This is a genomic window from Mesorhizobium sp. M0140, assembly GCF_040322475.1.
In the GTDB taxonomy this organism is placed as follows: Bacteria; Pseudomonadota; Alphaproteobacteria; order Rhizobiales; family Rhizobiaceae; genus Mesorhizobium.
This window is the reverse complement of sequence record NZ_JAMYTM010000018.1, coordinates 115,241-131,999: the sequence shown is the minus strand read 5'-3', so window position 1 is coordinate 131,999 and position 16,759 is coordinate 115,241. Positions and strand designations below refer to the sequence as shown.

Annotated in this window: 16 protein-coding genes; 9 read left to right on the top strand and 7 right to left on the bottom strand. The window is 62.1% G+C overall.

All coding sequences use genetic code 11. The features are described 5' to 3' along the window. Positions 1–8: 8 nt before the first annotated feature. The gene (locus NKJ37_RS19225; protein WP_013532614.1) at positions 9–275 is read right to left on the bottom strand and encodes an SEL1-like repeat protein; all 267 of its coding nucleotides are present in this window, start codon (positions 273–275) and stop codon (positions 9–11) included. Between the two features lie 448 nt (positions 276–723). On the opposite strand from NKJ37_RS19225, the gene NKJ37_RS19220 reads away from it, so the two are divergent. From NKJ37_RS19220 to NKJ37_RS19200, 5 genes are all read left to right on the top strand, one after another. Next, positions 724–1,065 carry a DUF2147 domain-containing protein gene (locus NKJ37_RS19220; RefSeq protein WP_352441282.1) on the top strand — a complete coding sequence of 114 codons (342 nt, stop codon included), beginning with the start codon at positions 724–726 and terminating at the stop codon, positions 1,063–1,065. A gap of 225 nt (positions 1,066–1,290) precedes the next feature. Then, positions 1,291–1,449, top strand: coding sequence for a hypothetical protein (locus NKJ37_RS19215; protein ID WP_352441283.1), 159 nt, complete (start codon positions 1,291–1,293; stop codon positions 1,447–1,449). Positions 1,450–1,489: 40 nt separating this feature from the next. Then, on the top strand, positions 1,490–1,684 hold the full coding sequence (locus tag NKJ37_RS19210; protein WP_127292634.1) for a hypothetical protein: 195 nt from the start codon (positions 1,490–1,492) through the stop codon (positions 1,682–1,684). 116 nt (positions 1,685–1,800) lie between these two features. Beyond that, the gene (locus tag NKJ37_RS19205) at positions 1,801–3,264 is read left to right on the top strand and encodes an AMP nucleosidase (protein WP_245273264.1); all 1,464 of its coding nucleotides are present in this window, start codon (positions 1,801–1,803) and stop codon (positions 3,262–3,264) included. A gap of 70 nt (positions 3,265–3,334) precedes the next feature. Further along, a complete protein-coding gene (locus tag NKJ37_RS19200) occupies positions 3,335–4,381 on the top strand; it encodes an endonuclease/exonuclease/phosphatase family protein (RefSeq protein ID WP_352441284.1) in 1,047 nt (348 codons plus the stop codon). Positions 4,382–4,385: 4 nt separating this feature from the next. Here the strand turns inward: NKJ37_RS19200 and NKJ37_RS19195 are convergent, their stop codons facing one another. From NKJ37_RS19195 to NKJ37_RS19185, 3 genes are all read right to left on the bottom strand, one after another. Next, the gene (locus NKJ37_RS19195) at positions 4,386–4,985 is read right to left on the bottom strand and encodes a DUF922 domain-containing protein (RefSeq protein WP_352774686.1); all 600 of its coding nucleotides are present in this window, start codon (positions 4,983–4,985) and stop codon (positions 4,386–4,388) included. A 129-nt stretch (positions 4,986–5,114) separates the two neighbouring features. Then, positions 5,115–6,794: an electron transfer flavoprotein-ubiquinone oxidoreductase gene (locus tag NKJ37_RS19190; protein WP_023812833.1), complete on the bottom strand. Its 1,680-nt coding sequence runs from the start codon at positions 6,792–6,794 to the stop codon at positions 5,115–5,117. A 63-nt stretch (positions 6,795–6,857) separates the two neighbouring features. Continuing rightward, positions 6,858–7,004 (bottom strand): hypothetical protein, encoded by a 147-nt coding sequence (locus NKJ37_RS19185; RefSeq protein ID WP_155930595.1) that lies wholly within the window; start codon positions 7,002–7,004, stop codon positions 6,858–6,860. 10 nt (positions 7,005–7,014) lie between these two features. Here NKJ37_RS19185 and NKJ37_RS19180 point away from each other — a divergent pair, with 10 nt between their 5' ends. Further along, positions 7,015–7,659 carry a hypothetical protein gene (locus tag NKJ37_RS19180; protein ID WP_352774684.1) on the top strand — a complete coding sequence of 215 codons (645 nt, stop codon included), beginning with the start codon at positions 7,015–7,017 and terminating at the stop codon, positions 7,657–7,659. Between the two features lie 187 nt (positions 7,660–7,846). Here the strand turns inward: NKJ37_RS19180 and NKJ37_RS19175 are convergent, their stop codons facing one another. Beyond that, positions 7,847–8,008, bottom strand: a complete 162-nt coding sequence (locus NKJ37_RS19175; protein WP_155930594.1) for a hypothetical protein — start codon at positions 8,006–8,008, stop codon at positions 7,847–7,849. Positions 8,009–8,750: 742 nt separating this feature from the next. Here NKJ37_RS19175 and NKJ37_RS19170 point away from each other — a divergent pair. Continuing rightward, positions 8,751–9,620, top strand: a complete 870-nt coding sequence (locus NKJ37_RS19170) for a uracil-DNA glycosylase (RefSeq protein ID WP_352441288.1) — start codon at positions 8,751–8,753, stop codon at positions 9,618–9,620. A 92-nt stretch (positions 9,621–9,712) separates the two neighbouring features. Then, the gene (locus NKJ37_RS19165) at positions 9,713–10,525 is read left to right on the top strand and encodes a helix-turn-helix domain-containing protein (protein ID WP_023812827.1); all 813 of its coding nucleotides are present in this window, start codon (positions 9,713–9,715) and stop codon (positions 10,523–10,525) included. On the opposite strand, the gene NKJ37_RS19160 is transcribed toward NKJ37_RS19165, so the two are convergent. Together NKJ37_RS19160 and NKJ37_RS19155 are read right to left on the bottom strand one after the other, a co-directional pair. Further along, positions 10,526–11,503: a DMT family transporter gene (locus NKJ37_RS19160; RefSeq protein WP_352441290.1), complete on the bottom strand. Its 978-nt coding sequence runs from the start codon at positions 11,501–11,503 to the stop codon at positions 10,526–10,528. Further along, positions 11,500–13,806: a xanthine dehydrogenase family protein molybdopterin-binding subunit gene (locus NKJ37_RS19155; RefSeq protein WP_352441291.1), complete on the bottom strand. Its 2,307-nt coding sequence runs from the start codon at positions 13,804–13,806 to the stop codon at positions 11,500–11,502. The genes NKJ37_RS19160 and NKJ37_RS19155 overlap by 4 nt, the downstream gene beginning before the upstream one ends. 156 nt (positions 13,807–13,962) lie before the next feature. On the opposite strand from NKJ37_RS19155, the gene pepN reads away from it, so the two are divergent. Further along, the gene (pepN, locus tag NKJ37_RS19150) at positions 13,963–16,608 is read left to right on the top strand and encodes an aminopeptidase N (RefSeq protein ID WP_023812824.1); all 2,646 of its coding nucleotides are present in this window, start codon (positions 13,963–13,965) and stop codon (positions 16,606–16,608) included. Positions 16,609–16,759 lie beyond the last annotated feature (151 nt).

Sequence of the window (16,759 nt, the reverse complement as noted above, 5' to 3'; positions counted from 1 at the left end):
GGCAGATTTCAGTGCATGGTCATCCATTCGCGGGCTTCGCGAAGCGCCGTGGCGATCTCGACCTTCGACATGGCGGCCGACAGTTCCGAGCGCAGCTCGGCGGCGCGGGCCGAGCCCTTGATTGCGGCGATGTTGAACCATTTGTGGGCGGCAACGACATCGGTCTCGCAATCGCGGCCGGTCGCATACATCATGCCCAATTCGAAAAGGATGTCGGCCTGGGCAGTTGCTCCCATGGCGCCGAAACCTGCTTCAAGCATTTCAAAACGTGCCATTTCAATCCCCTGTTTTCCGGCCCTGTCAGGCTCCCGAGAGCTGCCTTCTTTCGTCTTGCCGGCTGCTCTTCCGATGCTTTCGAGAATGCCGTGCAGGCTTGAATCCGTCGTTAAATGGCGTGCTTAATTTGAGGAAAACAAAGCTAAAACAAGAGGTAAACGCCGAAATTCGTTAAGGATACAAACCCAGCAATTCAGCCTGCTTGCGTCAAATTTGACGAAAGTTTTCTCACGCGGGGGCAAGACTTCGCTAACCACGGCAGACAAAGGCGATGCGCCGATCGTTTCATTTCGTCGTCGAGGAGGCGCTTTCAGGTGGCTTCAAAATCCGAAAGTCTTCCGCTACGGCACCGCTTTTGTTTTGCCGGGAGCTGGATTAGCTTACGTTTGCGTAAGCGGCAGACCGGCGAGGCGGAGCATCCGGCCGGACATCCACAGGGAGGAAGACATGTTTCGAAAACTGAGCCTGGCCCTTGCGGCCACATTGATCGTGCCGGGTGCGGCATGGGCCGATCCGATCGAAGGCAATTGGAAGACGCAGGCCGGCGAAACCGCGGCCATCGCCGGCGGCGGCTCGTTTTCCATCACCCTCAAGTCCGGGAAATATGCCGGCAAGACCATCGGCTCGCTCAAGGCGACGGGCGACAACAAATATGCCGGCAACATCACCGATCCGGCAAACGACAAGACCTATTCGGGCAAGGCGACATTGTCGGGCAGCTCTCTCAAGATGAGCGGCTGCGTGCTGGGCGGACTGATCTGCAAGAGCCAGACCTGGCACAAGCTCTGATCGACCGCACCCTTACGACATGATGACGGGGCCTCGACGGGCCCCGTTTTCGTTTTGTCGACACATCCTGCGCCGGTGATGCTCGATACCCGCCGGCGGCTATCCAAACCGACGCCGGCGCCGTCGAAACCCCGTCAATCATCTTGAACCGCAGATGAACGCCGGCATCAGAGCCGGTTCAGTTGCATCAGGGCATTCTCCGGCGTGTTGAAGGAGACCGACCCAATGCTTTCTCGCCGCTTCACCATCGTCTGCCTGCTGGTGAGCCTGTTTGGGATGTTCTTCGCCATCCTCGTCGCCGAAGCGGGCCGTCCGGCCCGCGCCTGGGACGAAGCCAGTTCCGGAACCTGCCGCCTCGCCTGCCCCACCCATCTTCGCAACTGAACAAAGAAACCAAGACCTCGAAAAGAAAAGCTGAAACACCATGAACCGCATCGCCGCCAACGCTCTCAAGACCCTTCGGCTTCTGCCGCGGGCGGCGCTTATCCTGGCGGTTCTGGCCGCTCCGGTTCTGGCCGTGCCGATGATGCGCTCCGATGCCGGCTCGACGATCGACGCACCTGCCCTGAAGAAGTCCGGCGTCGGCTTTGTGCTCCTGGTCAGCCTGCAGCGCGGTTGAAGAAAAACGGCGCTTTGGCCGCCTTCGGTCGCGACACCCCTCCCAAGTGCCGATCCAAGTCTCTATATTGAGCCATGGAAAAGCGAATCTACCCACAAGCCATCGAATCTGTCGTCATGCCGGAGCCTTTTGGCCGGCAAAGCTTTGATAGCGCCGAAAAGGCCGTCAAGGCACTGCAGGCGCTTTACGACCGCAACACCAAGTTCCTGCGTGATTCCTTCGCAGAGCTGGCGGCAGCAGGCGGCGACAATGGCAAGCGCTACCGGGCCTTCTATCCGGAGATCGGCGTCACCACCAACTCATTCACCCAGATCGACTCGCGCCAGGCCTATGGCCATATGCCGACGCCTGGGCATTTTTCCACCACCATCACCCAGCCGGGCCTGTTCGAAAGCTACCTCGTCGAGCAGTTGCGCCTGATCATGCGCAATCATGGGGTTGCGGTCACGGTGTCGGAATCGACCACACCCATCCCGCTGCATTTCGCCTTCCTTGAAGGCACCCATGTCGACGGCGCGACGGCAGAGCGCATCAAGCGGCCGATCCGCGACCTGTTCGACGTGCCGGATCTCGATGGCACCGACGACCAGATCGCCAACGGCACCTTCGAAGTCGCCTTTGGCGAGCCGAGGCCTCTGGCGCCGTTCACGGCGCAGCGCATCGATTATTCGCTGCACCGGCTGTCGCACTATACGGCGACCACGCCGCAGCATTTCCAGAACTTCGTGCTGTTCACCAACTATCAGTTCTACATCGACGAATTCGTCGCCCGCGCCCGCGACCTGATGGCCAATGGCGGCGGCGGATACACGGAGTTCGTCGAGCCGGGCAATGTCATCACCAAGGGCGGGCAAAGCGCGCCCAGTGAAGGCGTCGCAGTTCCCCGCCTGCCACAGATGCCGGCCTATCACCTGAAGAAATCGGGACATGGCGGCATCACCATGGTGAATATCGGCGTCGGGCCTTCCAACGCCAAGACCATCACCGACCATATTGCGGTGCTGAGGCCGCATGCCTGGGTGATGCTCGGCCACTGTGCCGGCCTGCGCAACACCCAAGCGCTGGGCGACTATGTGCTGGCGCATGCCTATGTGCGCGAGGACCATGTGCTGGACGACGATCTTCCGGTCTGGGTGCCGATCCCGCCGCTGGCCGAGATCCAGGTGGCGTTGCAGGAAGCCGTCGCCGAAGTCACCGGCCTTACCGGCTACGACCTGAAGCGCATCATGCGCACGGGCACCGTCGCCACCATCGACAATCGCAACTGGGAACTGCGCGACCAGCGTGGCCCGGTCCAGCGTCTGTCGCAATCTCGCGCCATCGCACTCGACATGGAATCGGCGACCATCGCCGCCAATGGCTTCCGCTTCCGCGTTCCCTACGGCACGCTGCTGTGCGTTTCGGACAAACCGCTGCATGGCGAGTTGAAGCTGCCCGGCATGGCGACCGAATTCTACAAGCGCCAGGTGGCGCAGCACCTGACCATCGGCATCAGGGCGATGGAGAAGCTCGCGGAAATGCCGATGGAGCGGTTGCATTCGCGCAAGCTCAGAAGTTTTTCGGAAACGGCGTTCCAGTAGGCCGATACCACGCATCGCGTAGGCATTTCTCATCTTGATTGGGCCGCATTTCTGCCGATAAGCAGGCGGCATGGAGAGAGCGAGCGTCGGGACATTGCTGATTTCGGTTGCATTCCTGGCAATGCTGGCCTGTTCGATCGCGCTGGTGGCCGGGTTTTTCGGAACGCTGCATCCCGCCTTCGATTCCTTCTCGCATTTCCGCGTCCACCTTGCCGTGCTGATGGCGCTTTGCGCACTGCCGCTGCTGGCCACGACATTTCGCCTGCAGGCGGCCGTGGCACTGCTTTTTGCCGTGGCGGCCTTCGCCACCACTTCCGGGTCGCTGTCCTTCTCCCGCCTGTGGCCGGTTCAGGCCGCCTATGAAGCCAAGAACGAAGACCGCGCGATCTACAAGCTGCTGCAGATGAACCTGCGCTACGACAATCCGACGCCGAAGAAGGTGCTGTCGCTGATCGGCCGGACCAATCCCGACGTGATCACCCTGGACGAGGTATCGGCGATGTGGGCGACCGAGCTTGGCTATATCAGCAGCGCCTATCCATACCGGATCCTCTGTCCTTATCCCAACGGCATATTCGGCGTCGCGCTGCTCTCGCGGCGGCCCTTTGCCGCCGACACCGAGGCGCGTTGCGAAAGGCGCGGCGCCATGGCGACAGCGACCGTCGACTTCGGCGGCATCGACGTCGATGTCGCCGCGATCCATCTCAGTTGGCCGTGGCCACGCGAGCAGTACTGGCAGATCGGCGAGTTGACGGAGCCGCTTTCCGCGCTCGGCGAGACGGCCATCATGGCGGGCGACTGCAATGCCGCGCCGTGGAGTGCCGCCGTGCGGCGGGTCGCGGCGCTTGGCGGGCTGACCGTGATGCCGTCCGCCGGCCCGACCTGGATCCACATCAAGCTGCCGGACTTGCTGCGGCGCTTCGCCGGCCTGCCGATCGACCAGGTTTTCAGCAAGGGCGGCGTGACCATCCATTCCGCGACACGGCTGGAGGACACGGGCTCGGATCACCTCCCGGTCATGGTGGAGTTCTCACTCAGGCTGAACCAGCAAAAGCCGCTCGACGAACATGAAACCGCGACCGCGGCCATAAGCCAGACCGGCAAGACGCCAGGCTGAAGGATCAGGGCCTGACCAAAGCGATGACGAGATGCTGGACATGGCCGCCATCGCGATGCTCGCGCGCATCGAAAGCGAGCTGCTTGGCCTCATATGCGGCATTGGTGGCCTTGATACGTCGCTGTGCCTCGCGACGTGTCTTGTAGCAGAACCGGTCGTCGGCAATCCTGAGGCCGGAGATCGATCTTCCCGTGGCCCGCATCATCTCCCTGGCGATGCGGCCATGGGTTTCCTCATGGGCGCGGACGCCGGCGAAGAACCGCGTCCAGCGCTTCCGGAGCGTCGGAGTGGTGGCCGAGGCGACACGCGGAAACGTATAGAAGAGATTGAGCGTGCCGTTGGCACGCCGCAAGCGGCAAACGCCATTGTCCTGGCTGGTGTCAAGGTCCCAATCCACCGCGTAGCCGGTCAGCGCGATGGCATGCGTCATGAAGCCGTGCTTCGGCCCCTTGCGGTCCATAGCCTGCATCAGCGCCAGCCCCGTGTTCCCGGTGATGTCGTAGGTCCGCGTCTTAACCACCACCCTGGTGCCGGCCGAGGCCGCCGAAGCCAAACCGAACAGCGCACCGATCGCCACAAGGCATGCCAGAACCGCCAGGCGCATTGGCCATCTCCTTATCGTCAAGGAATGGAACCATAAGCGTGCGGCAGTTTCAACAGTCCTAATGTTTCACATGCCACGGGAGACCCCGAGCCGTCGTCGGGGTCTTTGCACGCTGTGGCCGGCGCGGGCCTACATGCCCTGGTAGACCGGGCCTTCTCCGCCTTGCGGCGGCACCCAGTTGATGTTCTGGTTCGGGTCCTTGATGTCGCATGTCTTGCAGTGGACGCAGTTCTGCGCGTTGATGACGAAGCGCACATCCTTGGCCGTGGGATCGGCGGCGGCATTGCCATCCTTGTCGACCCACTCGTAAACCCCGGCCGGACAGTAGCGCGTCGAGGGGCCCGCAAAGACATCGTGCTCGGACCGCTTCTGCAGTTCCATGTCGCCCACAAGCAGGTGGACCGGCTCGTTTTCCTCGTGATTGGTGTTGGACAGGAACACCGAGGACAGCCTGTCGAAGGTCAGCACGCCATCGGGCTTCGGATAGGCGATCTTCTTGTGCTGGGCGGCAGGCTCGAGCGTCGCATAGTCGGCCTTGCCATGCTTCAGCGTGCCGAAGGGCGAGACACCGAACAGCGTGTTCAACCACATGTCGAGGCCGCCGAGGCCGACACCGACGATGGTGCCGAAGCGCGACCACAGCGGCTTGACGTTGCGCACCTTCTTCAAATCCTTGCCGATGTCGGTCGCGCGCCAGGCTTCCTCGTAGGAAGCGAGTTCGTCGTTGGCGCGCCCGGCACCGATCGCCTCTGCGACATGCTCGGCCGCCAGCATGCCGGACAGCACGGCATTGTGCGAGCCCTTGATGCGCGGCACGTTGACGAAGCCCGCCGCACATCCCATCAGCGCACCACCGGGGAAGGAGAGTTTCGGCACCGACTGCCAGCCGCCCTCGGTGATGGCGCGCGCGCCATAGCCGAGGCGCTTGGCGCCGTCGAAAGTCCCGCTGATCGCCGGATGGGTCTTGAAGCGCTGGAATTCCTCGAACGGCGACAGATAGGGGTTCTTGTAATTGAGGTGGAGGACGAAGCCGACCGCCACCTGATTGTCCTCGAGGTGGTAGAGGAACGAGCCGCCGCCGGTCTTCAAGTCAAGCGGCCAGCCGAAGGAATGCTGGACCAAGCCCGGCCGGTGGTTCTCCGGCTTGACCTGCCAGAGTTCCTTCAGGCCGATGCCATATTTGCCCGGTTCGCGGCCATCGGAAAGCTTGTATCTGGCGATCAGCTGCTTGGCGAGCGAGCCGCGAGCGCCCTCCCCGATCAGCACATATTTGCCCATCAGCGCCATGCCGGGTGCGAAACCCGGACCGTGCGTTCCGTCCTTCTCGATGCCCATGTCGCCGGTGACGACGCCGGTGACGGCGCCTTGCTCATTGTAGAGCAGGCCGACAGCGGCAAAGCCCGGATAGATCTCGACGCCGAGCGCCTCGGCCTTGGTCGCCAGCCAGCGGCAGACATTGCCGAGCGAGACGATGTAGTTGCCGTGATTGTTCATCAGCGGCGGCATCAGCATGTTGGGCAGGCGAAACGAGCCGGCAGGACCAAGGACCAGGAAATGGTCTGATGTGACCGGCGTCTTGAAGGGATGGCCGTCCTCATCGCGCCAGCCCGGCAAGAGCCGGTCGATGCCGATCGGATCGACAACGGCGCCGGAGAGGATATGGGCGCCGACCTCACCGCCCTTCTCCAGGACGACGACCGAAAGCTCGGGATTGACCTGCTTGAGGCGGATGGCAGCGGCGAGGCCCGCCGGTCCGGCGCCGACGATAACCACGTCGAATTCCATGCTTTCGCGTTCGATGTCGCTCATCAACCCCTCCGCACTGGCTTATCCCATTCGGGTATCTTGCTGGCTCCCGCGCTGCATAGCGCATCAATTGACGACAGGAAACCGGCGCATACGTGACAATGCCGTTTTGGCCAAAAAGTCGCGCATTGCGAGGCTGGAAGACTGCTTTTCGCCCGGCATTGCCTGCGAAGCGCGCGTTTTTAATTGTTCGACGGCTTGCTTATCGGCCATACTTCACGCCATGCGCATTCCTGGGCCAGCCGGCTTTTCATCGACGCGCTTTCTTTTCCCGCCCGGCCGGATCCGCCGGGCGCTCCTTTTGGCCCTTCTGATGCTGGCGCCGCATCACGCTGCCGCCGACGAAGTGAAGGTCTGGGCGGCAGGCGCCTACTCCTTCTCCGACGAGCTTGGCGGCTTTCGCATCACCGGCGCCTCGGGCATCGGGACGAAGGACGATCCGTTCGTCATCACCGAAGAGCTGAATTCGTCAACGCCGGTGACGCTGACGATCCGCACGACAAAGCCGATCCAGGCCTTCGGCAAGGCCGGCGAATTCGCCAACGGCATGATGTATATGCGCATCGAGGTGCTCAACATCAGCGGCCAGGCCTGGGTCGAATTCCAGTTCGAATTGCAGGAGATCCTGAATCGGCCGAGCGTGTTCGGCGACGGGCTTTCCTTCGACCAGCGCAACAAGACGCCGGACAATATTTTGTCGAGCAATTTCGCCGATTTCGATCGCGATTTCGAACCCTATGACCGGCTGCTGTTCCGGAATGGCAAGGTCGACCCGTTGAAAACCGCCAGGTTCGAATTCCTGATGACCGACTACACGCCGCGCTGGACCTTCTATCTGGTGCAGGATCCGCGCATACCGACGGGGTGAAATATGCCGATATCTAAGCGATGCCGGCACGCGAACGGTGGCTCCCTGCGCTCCCGGCTGCGGCAAAGATGCGGGCGCCGCTGCGGGAATATTCGACTGTGATCGCCAACTAGTTGGCCGTCTCCGGATCAACGCCAAGCGAGGCGAAACGCTGGGCAAGCAGGTTGGTCAGCGGCGTTGAGGTCGATCAGCCCCGAATCCCCTGCAGCCGCGTGACGACGGTCAGATCGCTGATCACGTAGGACACCGCTTCGAAATTCGGCTGCACCTCGATCTCGGCGCTACCGCTCGACAGACGCGTGGCCAGCACATTGGAAGGCGCGGGCCGGAGGGTGTGATTCCGATCCATTCGCTGAGAGACGCCCGTGGCGGTAGGGGCGGGTATTACATGTCGGCTATTTCAAGAGTTTTAAACATAAAACTAATACTGCCACGACCTCGCCCCCGGCCAGAGCTGCCGCCCCCCAAGATTAAGATCTATGAGATTTGTGCTCATGTCTCCTATTCTTACTCCTTCCAAATCAATAACGTCTATGGAATACGCGGTTGCCCCTCCAAATATTAAGCTGCACGGTCTCTTAACATATCCACAGCTGCCTTCGTAATTCCAATTCATATCCGGTGTAACCAGATTCGCAGTCTGACTATCGAAATCGATATTTATTCGGTCCAAACTAACATCGTGGAATGAAAAGGAATTTATGAAATCCTCTGGTTTGTCGATTTTCTCCGTTGCCATTACAATATCCGATCTGTGTAAGTGCAGACACCCGCACACTTGTCTTTTACTCCGAATCTCAGCCTGCCACCAGCGCGCCGCCCAAGTATGCGGTGAGAGTGCACTATTTCCTTTGACCGCTGTCCAGCAATTCCGTTGTTCGACTCATGTTTGGAACGCATACATTCGGTGAAGGTGCGCATTCCGGGTCCACTCTTGATGCATGGACACGTGGGATAAAAGTGCACGCCTTCCTGATGACCGACTATACGCCCAGATGGACCTTCTATCTGGTGCAGGATCCGCGCATACCGACGGGGTGGAGCAAGAGGCCAGCCTTGCAAATTGCCGCCACGCGGACGAATGTGAATCCATGACTGCTGCTTCCCCAAACAACAGACCTGATATTGCCGACCTGCTGGCCTTTTATGCCAGCGCGGGCGTCGACGAGGCGCTTGAAGACCAGCCGGTGAACCGGTTTGCCGAGGTTGCGCCAAAGCCGGCGGAGCGCGCGCCGACCGCGGCGCCTGCGGGCGGCACCGCCGCACAGCAGCGTTCGACAAATCGCCCCGAAGGGGGCGACAGGCCAAATGCGCCACCTGTTTTGCGCGCACCGTCGGCCACGGTTCCCGACGAAATTCAGGCAGCACTTGCCCGCCAATTGGCAACGACGGCAACAACGCTTGACGAGCTTCGCCAGCACATGGCGGCGTTCGACGGCTGCAATCTCAAGGCCACCGCCAAGAACCTGGTGTTCGCCGACGGCAACCCGGAAGCCGCCGTCATGCTGGTCGGCGAGGCACCCGGCCGCGACGAGGACATCGAGGGCCTGCCCTTCGTCGGCCGATCGGGCCGGCTGCTCGACCGCATGCTGGCGGCGATCGGGCTCGACCGCACTTCGGTCTATATCGCCAATGTCATTCCGTGGCGGCCGCCGGGCAATCGCACGCCGACGCCGCACGAAACCGAGATCTGCCGGCCATTCATCGAGCGGCAGATCGAACTGGTCAATCCGAAGGTGCTGATCAACCTTGGCGGTCCGTCGGCAAAAACCCTGCTCAATACGAGTGAAGGCATCCTGCGGCTGCGCGGCAACTGGCGCGTCCACACGACGGCATCCGGCATCGCCATTCCGGCAATGCCGACGCTGCACCCGGCCTATCTCTTGCGAACGCCCGCGCACAAGAAGCTGGCGTGGCGGGATTTTCTCGAGGTGAAGGCAAAGCTGCGGGAAGTTGGCTGAGGCTTGGCGAGTAGCCAATCTCCGACATGGATGCCGTACCGATAACCTCCGAGGTAATTGAAATACGTCTGCTCTCGACCTAATCATGCCTCATGACAACACCCCAAACGTCCGCCGGCAGCCTCATTCGCGAATGGCGCACCCGCCGCCGCATGTCGCAGCTCGACCTCGCCATGGAGGCCGAGATCTCGCAGCGGCATCTGAGCTTCGTCGAAAGCGGCCGCGCCGCGCCCTCGCGCGACATGGTGCTGCATCTGGCCGAGCAATTGTCGATACCGCTGAGGCAACGCAATCAATTGCTGCTCGCCGCCGGTTTTGCGCCCAGCTTCGGCGAACGCTCCCTGACCGACACGACGCTGGCGCCGGCGATGGCGGCCGTCGAGATCGTCCTCAAAGGCCACGAGCCTTTCCCGGCACTCGCCGTCGACCGCCACTGGAACCTGGTTTCGGCCAATGCCGCCATTGCACCCTTCCTTGACGATGTCAGCGAGGCTTCGCTGCTGACGCCGCCGGTCAACGTGCTTCGCCTCAGCCTGCATCCCGGCGGCATCGCACCGCGCATCGTCAACCTTCAGGAATGGCGAACGCATCTGCTCGAGCGCCTGAAACACCAGAACGACGCGAGCGGTGACCCTGTGCTGGTCGAATTGGAGCGCGAATTGCGCAGTTACCCGTCCGGCTTGAAAGGCAGCCGGCCGGTGTCCGTCGAGCCGAATGCCATCGTGCATCCGCTCAGGCTGGCGCATGGCGATCAGGTGCTGTCGTTCATCAGCACCATCACTGTCTTCGGCACGCCGCTCGACGTGACGCTTTCGGAACTGGCGATCGAATCGTTTTTCCCCGCCGATGAACAGACGAGGACAGTGCTGGTTCGGTTGGCGAAGGAGCGAGCCGAGCTGTCGTAATCACCCTTCAGGCAAAGACGCCTTGCGCGTGCGGGTGCGCTCCAGGCCAAGCTGGCGTTCGCGCCAGATGATGAAGATGCCGGCGGCGACGACGATCAGGCCGCCGACAAGCATATGGAGCGTGGCGACGTCGCCGAAGACGAGATAGCCGACGACGACGCCGAGGATCATCGAGGTGTATTCGAACGGCGCCACCACCGAGGCCTCGGCATGGCGATAGGCCGCCGTCATCAGGATCTGGCCGAGGCCGCCGCAGAAGCCGGCGGCAACAAGGAGAGCTGCCTGGAGCGGCGTCAGCGCCTGCCAGCCGAATGGCAGCGACAGCAGCGACATGACGCTTGCCGTCACCGAAAACCACAGCACGATGGTCGCTGTGCGCTCGCTTTGCACGAGATTGCGCACCAAGAGCATGGCGACGGCCGAGATCGCCGCCGCGACAAGAGCGGCCATGACGCCAAGCACTTCCTGATCGTCGAGCGCCTCGTCGGAACTCAGCAGCGTCAGTTCCGGCCATGAGATGATCAGCACGCCGACAAGACCGACCGCGACCGCACTCCAGCGATAGACACGGATGGCCTCGCCGAGGAAGATGGAGCTGAACACCACCACCAGCAGCGGCTGCGCGTAGTTCAGCGTGATCGCTTCCGGCAGCGGCAGTCGGGTCAACGCAAAAAAGCCGAGCCCCATGGCGCAGACGCCGACCAGGCCGCGGGCGATGTGGTTGAACGGACGCCTGGTGGTGAAGGCAGTGCCGAGTTCTTTCCTGAAAGCCAGGAAGGCGATGATCGGGAAGATGGCGAAAAAAGAGCGGAAGAAGACAATCTGGCCGGCCGGAATCGTGCCTGCGGCTTTGATACAGGTCTGCATGCCGACGAAGACCGCCACCGACACGATCTTGAGCATGATGCCGGTAAGCGTGTCGTGCCCGCCGGCATCATCGCTGGCTGTGGCCGGGGGGCTGCCGGGGCCTGCTGTCACGCTCCCGACGCTTCTCGGATCGCCGCCCAGATACGCGCCGGCGTTGCCGGCATGTCGATGTGCTTGACGCCATAAGCGCGCCAGAGCGCGTCGGTCACCGCATTGAGTGCCGCCGGCGTCGAGCCGATGGTGCCGGCCTCGCCCGCGCCTTTGATGCCGAGTGCATTGGTGGTCGAAGGCACGTTGCGGGTCTCGAAATGGAAGAACGGGAAATTGTCGGCGCGCGGCATGGCGTAATCCATGAAGCTCGCCGTCAAAAGCTGTCCATCCTCGCCATAGATAGTGTCTTCGGTCAGTGCCTGGCCGATGCCTTGCACGACGCCGCCATGCACCTGGCCGGCGAGCAGGATCGGGTTCACGGTGACGCCGAAATCGTCGACGATGGTGTAGCGGACGATCTCGGTCGCGCCGGTGTCGGGATCGATCTCGACCTCGCAGATATGGGTGCCGTTGGGATAGGTGCATTCGTCCTGCACGAACTCGCCAAAGCCCTTGAGATCGTCTGATGTCTTGGCGGCCTTGGCGATAGCGGAAAAATCGATCGAGCGATCGGTGCCGACGATGCGGGCAACACCATCAGACAGCTCAATGTCGCCGGCAGAAGCCTCCAGTTCGTCGGCTGCGATGCGCTTGATCTTGTTGGCCAGATCCTCGCCCGCGCGGGAAGCCGATACACCCCCCAGCGGAATGGAGCGCGAGCCGCCAGTGCCACCGCCGGCCTTCAATTCGTCGGTGTCGCCCTGGCGGACATGGATCTTGTCGATGTCGAGATTGAGCTTTTCCGACAGGAACTGTGCATAGGCGGTGGCGTGCCCCTGCCCGTTGGTCTGGGTGCCGATCTTCAGCGTCACCGTGCCATCGCCATTGAGTTCGACGAAGGCCGGTTCGGAGCCCGGAAAGGCACAGGCCTCGATATAGGTCGCCATGCCGAGACCGCGGATTTTTCCGCCGGCCTTCGATTGCGCCAGCCGCTCCGGAAACGCTTTCCATTCGGATTGCTCAATGGCGCGCTCCATATGGCCTTCGAATTCACCGGTGTCGTAGAGGCGGCCGGTTTGCGTCCGATAGGGAAATTGCTCCGGCCGGATGAAGTTGCGGCGGCGGATCTCCTCGACAGGCAGGCCGAGATCGTGGGCGCAGGCATCGACCAGCTTTTCCAGCAGGAAGGCTGCTTCCGGTCGGCCGGCACCGCGATAGGCATCGACCGGGCAGGTGTTGGTGTAGAGGCCGGTCACCGAGACGTCGAGCGCCTGGATATCATAGACGCCGGTCGACATGGTGACGCCGATATAGGGGATGAACGGACCGTATTGCGAGATATAGGCGCCGATGTTGGCGAGCAGGTCCACCTTCATGCCGAGAAAGCGGCCGTCCTTGTCCAGCGCCATCTCGGCCTTCACGAAATTGTCTCGGCCTTGCGCGTCGGTCAGGAAGTGTTCGGTGCGGTCGCCCGCCCATTTCACCGGGCGGCCAAGCCGCTTTGCCGCTTCCAGCACCAGCGGATATTCGCGGTAGACGAAGCTCTTCGGCCCGAAACCACCGCCGACATCAGGCGTGATGACGCGCAGCTGGTCTTTCTTGATCTTGAACACGCTGGCCAGGATATACTGCATGGAGTGCACGCCTTGCGACCCGGTGGTCAGCACGAAGCGCTTCTCCTCAACGTTCCATTCGCCGATCGCGGAGCGCGGCTCCATGTAGTTGCACACCAGCCGGTTGTTGACGAACTCGATGCGGGTGACATGGGCGGCCTTGGCGAAAGCCGCTTCGGTCTTTTTCCTGTCGCCCATGTGGTAGCTGAAGGCGCGGTTGGAACCAAGCTCCGGCCAGACCAGCGGCGTGCCTTCGGCAAGTGCATTTGCCGTCCCCGAGGCCGCGTCTTCGCCGTCGTAGTCGACATCGATCAGTTCGGCGGCATCCTGCGCCAAGGCTCGGCTGTCGGCGACGACGAAGGCAACGGCATCGCCGACATAGTTGACGCGGTCGCGGCACAGGATCGGGATGTCGCGCGTCGGAGCCTTGGTGCCGTCCGGCTGTTCCTGCATGACGCCGGATTTCAGATCGCCGAGATGGGCAAGATCCTTGCCGGTCAGCACCAGATGGACGCCAGGTGCCGCCTTCGCCGCCTCGGTCGAACCGATGGTGAAGCTGGCCTTGGCGACCGGCGAGCGCAGGACATAGCCATGCAGGACGCCAGCCGGCTGGATGTCGTCGGTATAGCGGCCCTGGCCCTGGATGAAGGCGGCATCCTCGCGCCGCAGCACGGATGCGCCCATGCCGAATTTCGGTGTGACGACGGTCATGGATGCCTCGTGATGATGACAGGAGAAGGAACGCCTGAAATAGGCATTGCCTCAGTTTTGTCGAGGGGCGGTTTCGTGTAAAGAGCGCGGACTTCAAATTTCTTGGACCAGCGGACACAATCCGCCGCCAACGCAATCGACAGGAAAACCCACGGAATGCGCACGGACACCGGCCAGGTCTTCAAACTCGAAGACTATCGCCCCAACGACTACCTCATTCCGAAAACCGACCTTACCTTCCGCCTTTCGCCAGACGCAACGCGTGTCACCGCCGTGCTCACGATAGAGCGTCGTGACGACGTCTCCGTGTCGGCACCGCTGGTGCTCGACGGCGACGGGCTGACCCTCAAGCGCATAGAGATCGACGGCAAGAAGGTAAAGCCGGCGGATCTGCTGGCGACGCCTGATCAACTGACCATCCTCAAGCCGCCGGCGGCGCGTCGCTTCCAGTTGCTCATAGAGACCGAGGTGGCGCCGGCCGGCAACGAAGCCCTGATGGGCCTCTACCGCTCGAGCCATGTCTACTGCACGCAATGCGAAGCCGAGGGCTTTCGCCGCATCACCTATTTCCTCGATCGTCCCGACATCCTGTCCGTCTACACGGTGCGCATAGAGGCAATACGTGACGAAGCGCCGCTGCTCCTGTCCAACGGCAACCCGGTCGACAGGGGCGACCTCGGCGACGGCTGGCACTATGCAGTGTGGCACGACCCTTTCCCCAAGCCGTCCTATTTGTTCGCGCTGGTGGCCGGCAATCTCGGCCAGCTTGCGGACAGTTTCGTCACGCTATCGGGCCGCACGATCGAACTCGGCATCTATGTCGAGCCCGGCAAGGAGAACCTGGCCGGCTACGCGATGGATGCTCTGAAGCGGTCGATGAAATGGGACGAGGAGGCGTTCGGCCGCGAATACGATCTCGACGTCTTCAACATCGTCGCCGTGTCCGACTTCAACATGGGCGCGATGGAGAACAAGGGCCTTAACATCTTCAACGACAAATATGTGCTGGCCGACCGGGAGACCGCGACGGACGCCGATTTCGCCAATATCGAGGCGATCATCGCGCATGAGTATTTCCACAATTGGACAGGCAACAGAATCACTTGCCGCGACTGGTTCCAGCTCTGCCTGAAGGAAGGCCTGACGGTTTTCCGCGATCACGAATTCTCTGCCGACCAGCGTTCGCGCGCGGTCAAGCGCATCGCCGAAGTGCGCACCTTGCGCGCCCACCAGTTTCCCGAGGACCAAGGTCCGCTGGCGCATCCGGTGCGGCCGCGCCGCTACCGCGAAATCAACAATTTCTACACGGCGACGGTCTACGAGAAGGGCTCCGAAGTGGTGCGCATGATCCGCACAATTCTCGGTGCCGACGTCTTTCGCGCCGGCATGGACCTCTATTTCGAGCGACACGACGGTGACGCGGCGACGATCGAGGATTTCATCAAGGTGTTCGAGGATGCGTCCGGCCGCGACCTGTCGCAGTTCGCGCTCTGGTATCATCAGGCAGGCACGCCGAACCTGACGATCAGTTCGACGCACAATCCGGCCGCGCAAGAATTCACGCTCGAAATCGAGCAGTCGGTGCCGCCGACACCGTCCGAAAGCCGCAAGCGGCTGATGCACATCCCGCTGGCTTTCGGCCTGATCGGCGCCGGCGGCAAGCCTGTGCCGTATAGCGGCGTCGAAGGCGCCAGCGTCGAGGACGGCGTCATCCATATCCGCAAGCGCCGCCACATGGTGCGGTTTTCAGGCGTCACCGAGCGCCCGGCCGTGTCGCTCAACCGCGGCTTTTCGGCGCCGGTGACATTGTCCGTCGAGCAGAAAGCCGACGACCAGTTCTTTCTCGCCCGCCATGACAGCGACGCCTTCTCGCGCTGGCAGGCCTTCAACACATTGCTGACCGATGCACTGATATCAGCCTTCCGCGAGGTCCTCGGCGGCAAGCAGCCGGCCTTTGCACCGCGGCTGATCGAACTCGCCGGCAGCATCGCCGGTGACGAGACGCTGGAGCCGGCCTATCGAGCACTGGCGCTGGCATTGCCCGGCGAAGCCGACATCGCCCGCGACATCGGCAGGAACATCGACCCCGATGCCATCTATGCGGCTCGCGAGGCACTGGCGCTGGCGATCGGCACTGCGAACCGGGACGTTTTTTCGGGCCTCTACCGCAGCCTTGCCGACAGAGAAGCGTTCAGCCTCGACGCGGCGAGCGCCGGACGACGCGCCTTGCGCAACACCTTGCTGGATTATCTGTCGCTGCAGCCGGGTGGAGCAGCACTCGCCGCCGGGCATTTCCAGTCGGCGACCAACATGACCGACCGCGCGGCAGCACTTGCCGTGCTCGCGCATCGTCACCACGGTTCGCCCGAGGCGGTCGAGGCGCTGGCGGCTTTCGAGACGACCTATGGGTCCGACCCGCTGGTCATGGACAAATGGTTCCAGATCCAGGCCAGCGTTCCGGGGCCGCAAACCGTCGACACCGTGAAGGCCCTGACCAACCACCCGGCCTTCTCGATGGGCAATCCGAATCGAGTTCGCTCGCTGATCGGCACCTTCTCCAGCGCCAACCAGACCGGCTTCCATCGTGCTGACGGCGAAGGCTACTGGTTCTTTGCTCAGACTGTGCTCGAGGTTGAAAAGGGCAACCCGCAAGTGGCAGCCAGGCTGGCGACGGCGCTCAGATCGTGGCGTTCGCTCGAACCTTTGCGGCAAGCCAAGGCCAGGGAAGCGCTGCTGTCGATCGCCGGCGCCGAAAACCTATCGGCGGATCTGCGGGATATTGTCGAGCGTACGCTGGCATAAGCGGGCGCCCGGCAAGAGACATTGGGCCGTTTCGGCGTTATTTTAGTCGATTTTTAATCTTTTTTCGCCGGACCACTGGACAAGGCGAATCACCTTTGATTCTTTACTGACGATTCGGATGTGCGGCGTTTGCCGGATCGCCAAGCAGCAT

Excerpts from the sequence above, each read along its gene's own strand:
- NKJ37_RS19225 (WP_013532614.1), bottom strand. The coding sequence starts at position 275 with ATGGCACGTTTTGAAATGCTTGAAGCAGGTTTCGGCGCCATGGGAGCA.
- NKJ37_RS19165 (WP_023812827.1), top strand. The coding sequence starts at position 9,713 with ATGACAACACCCCAAACGTCCGCCGGCAGCCTCATTCGCGAATGGCGC.
- NKJ37_RS19175 (WP_155930594.1), bottom strand. The coding sequence starts at position 8,008 with ATGGATCGGAATCACACCCTCCGGCCCGCGCCTTCCAATGTGCTGGCC.
- NKJ37_RS19190 (WP_023812833.1), bottom strand. The coding sequence starts at position 6,794 with ATGAGCGACATCGAACGCGAAAGCATGGAATTCGACGTGGTTATCGTC.
- pepN (WP_023812824.1), top strand. The coding sequence starts at position 13,963 with ATGCGCACGGACACCGGCCAGGTCTTCAAACTCGAAGACTATCGCCCC.
- NKJ37_RS19195 (WP_352774686.1), bottom strand. The coding sequence starts at position 4,985 with ATGCGCCTGGCGGTTCTGGCATGCCTTGTGGCGATCGGTGCGCTGTTC.
- NKJ37_RS19220 (WP_352441282.1), top strand. The coding sequence starts at position 724 with ATGTTTCGAAAACTGAGCCTGGCCCTTGCGGCCACATTGATCGTGCCG.
- NKJ37_RS19205 (WP_245273264.1), top strand. The coding sequence starts at position 1,801 with ATGCCGGAGCCTTTTGGCCGGCAAAGCTTTGATAGCGCCGAAAAGGCC.
- NKJ37_RS19185 (WP_155930595.1), bottom strand. The coding sequence starts at position 7,004 with ATGGCCGATAAGCAAGCCGTCGAACAATTAAAAACGCGCGCTTCGCAG.
- NKJ37_RS19155 (WP_352441291.1), bottom strand. The coding sequence starts at position 13,806 with ATGACCGTCGTCACACCGAAATTCGGCATGGGCGCATCCGTGCTGCGG.
- NKJ37_RS19180 (WP_352774684.1), top strand. The coding sequence starts at position 7,015 with ATGCGCATTCCTGGGCCAGCCGGCTTTTCATCGACGCGCTTTCTTTTC.
- NKJ37_RS19200 (WP_352441284.1), top strand. The coding sequence starts at position 3,335 with ATGGAGAGAGCGAGCGTCGGGACATTGCTGATTTCGGTTGCATTCCTG.
- NKJ37_RS19215 (WP_352441283.1), top strand. The coding sequence starts at position 1,291 with ATGCTTTCTCGCCGCTTCACCATCGTCTGCCTGCTGGTGAGCCTGTTT.
- NKJ37_RS19170 (WP_352441288.1), top strand. The coding sequence starts at position 8,751 with ATGACTGCTGCTTCCCCAAACAACAGACCTGATATTGCCGACCTGCTG.
- NKJ37_RS19210 (WP_127292634.1), top strand. The coding sequence starts at position 1,490 with ATGAACCGCATCGCCGCCAACGCTCTCAAGACCCTTCGGCTTCTGCCG.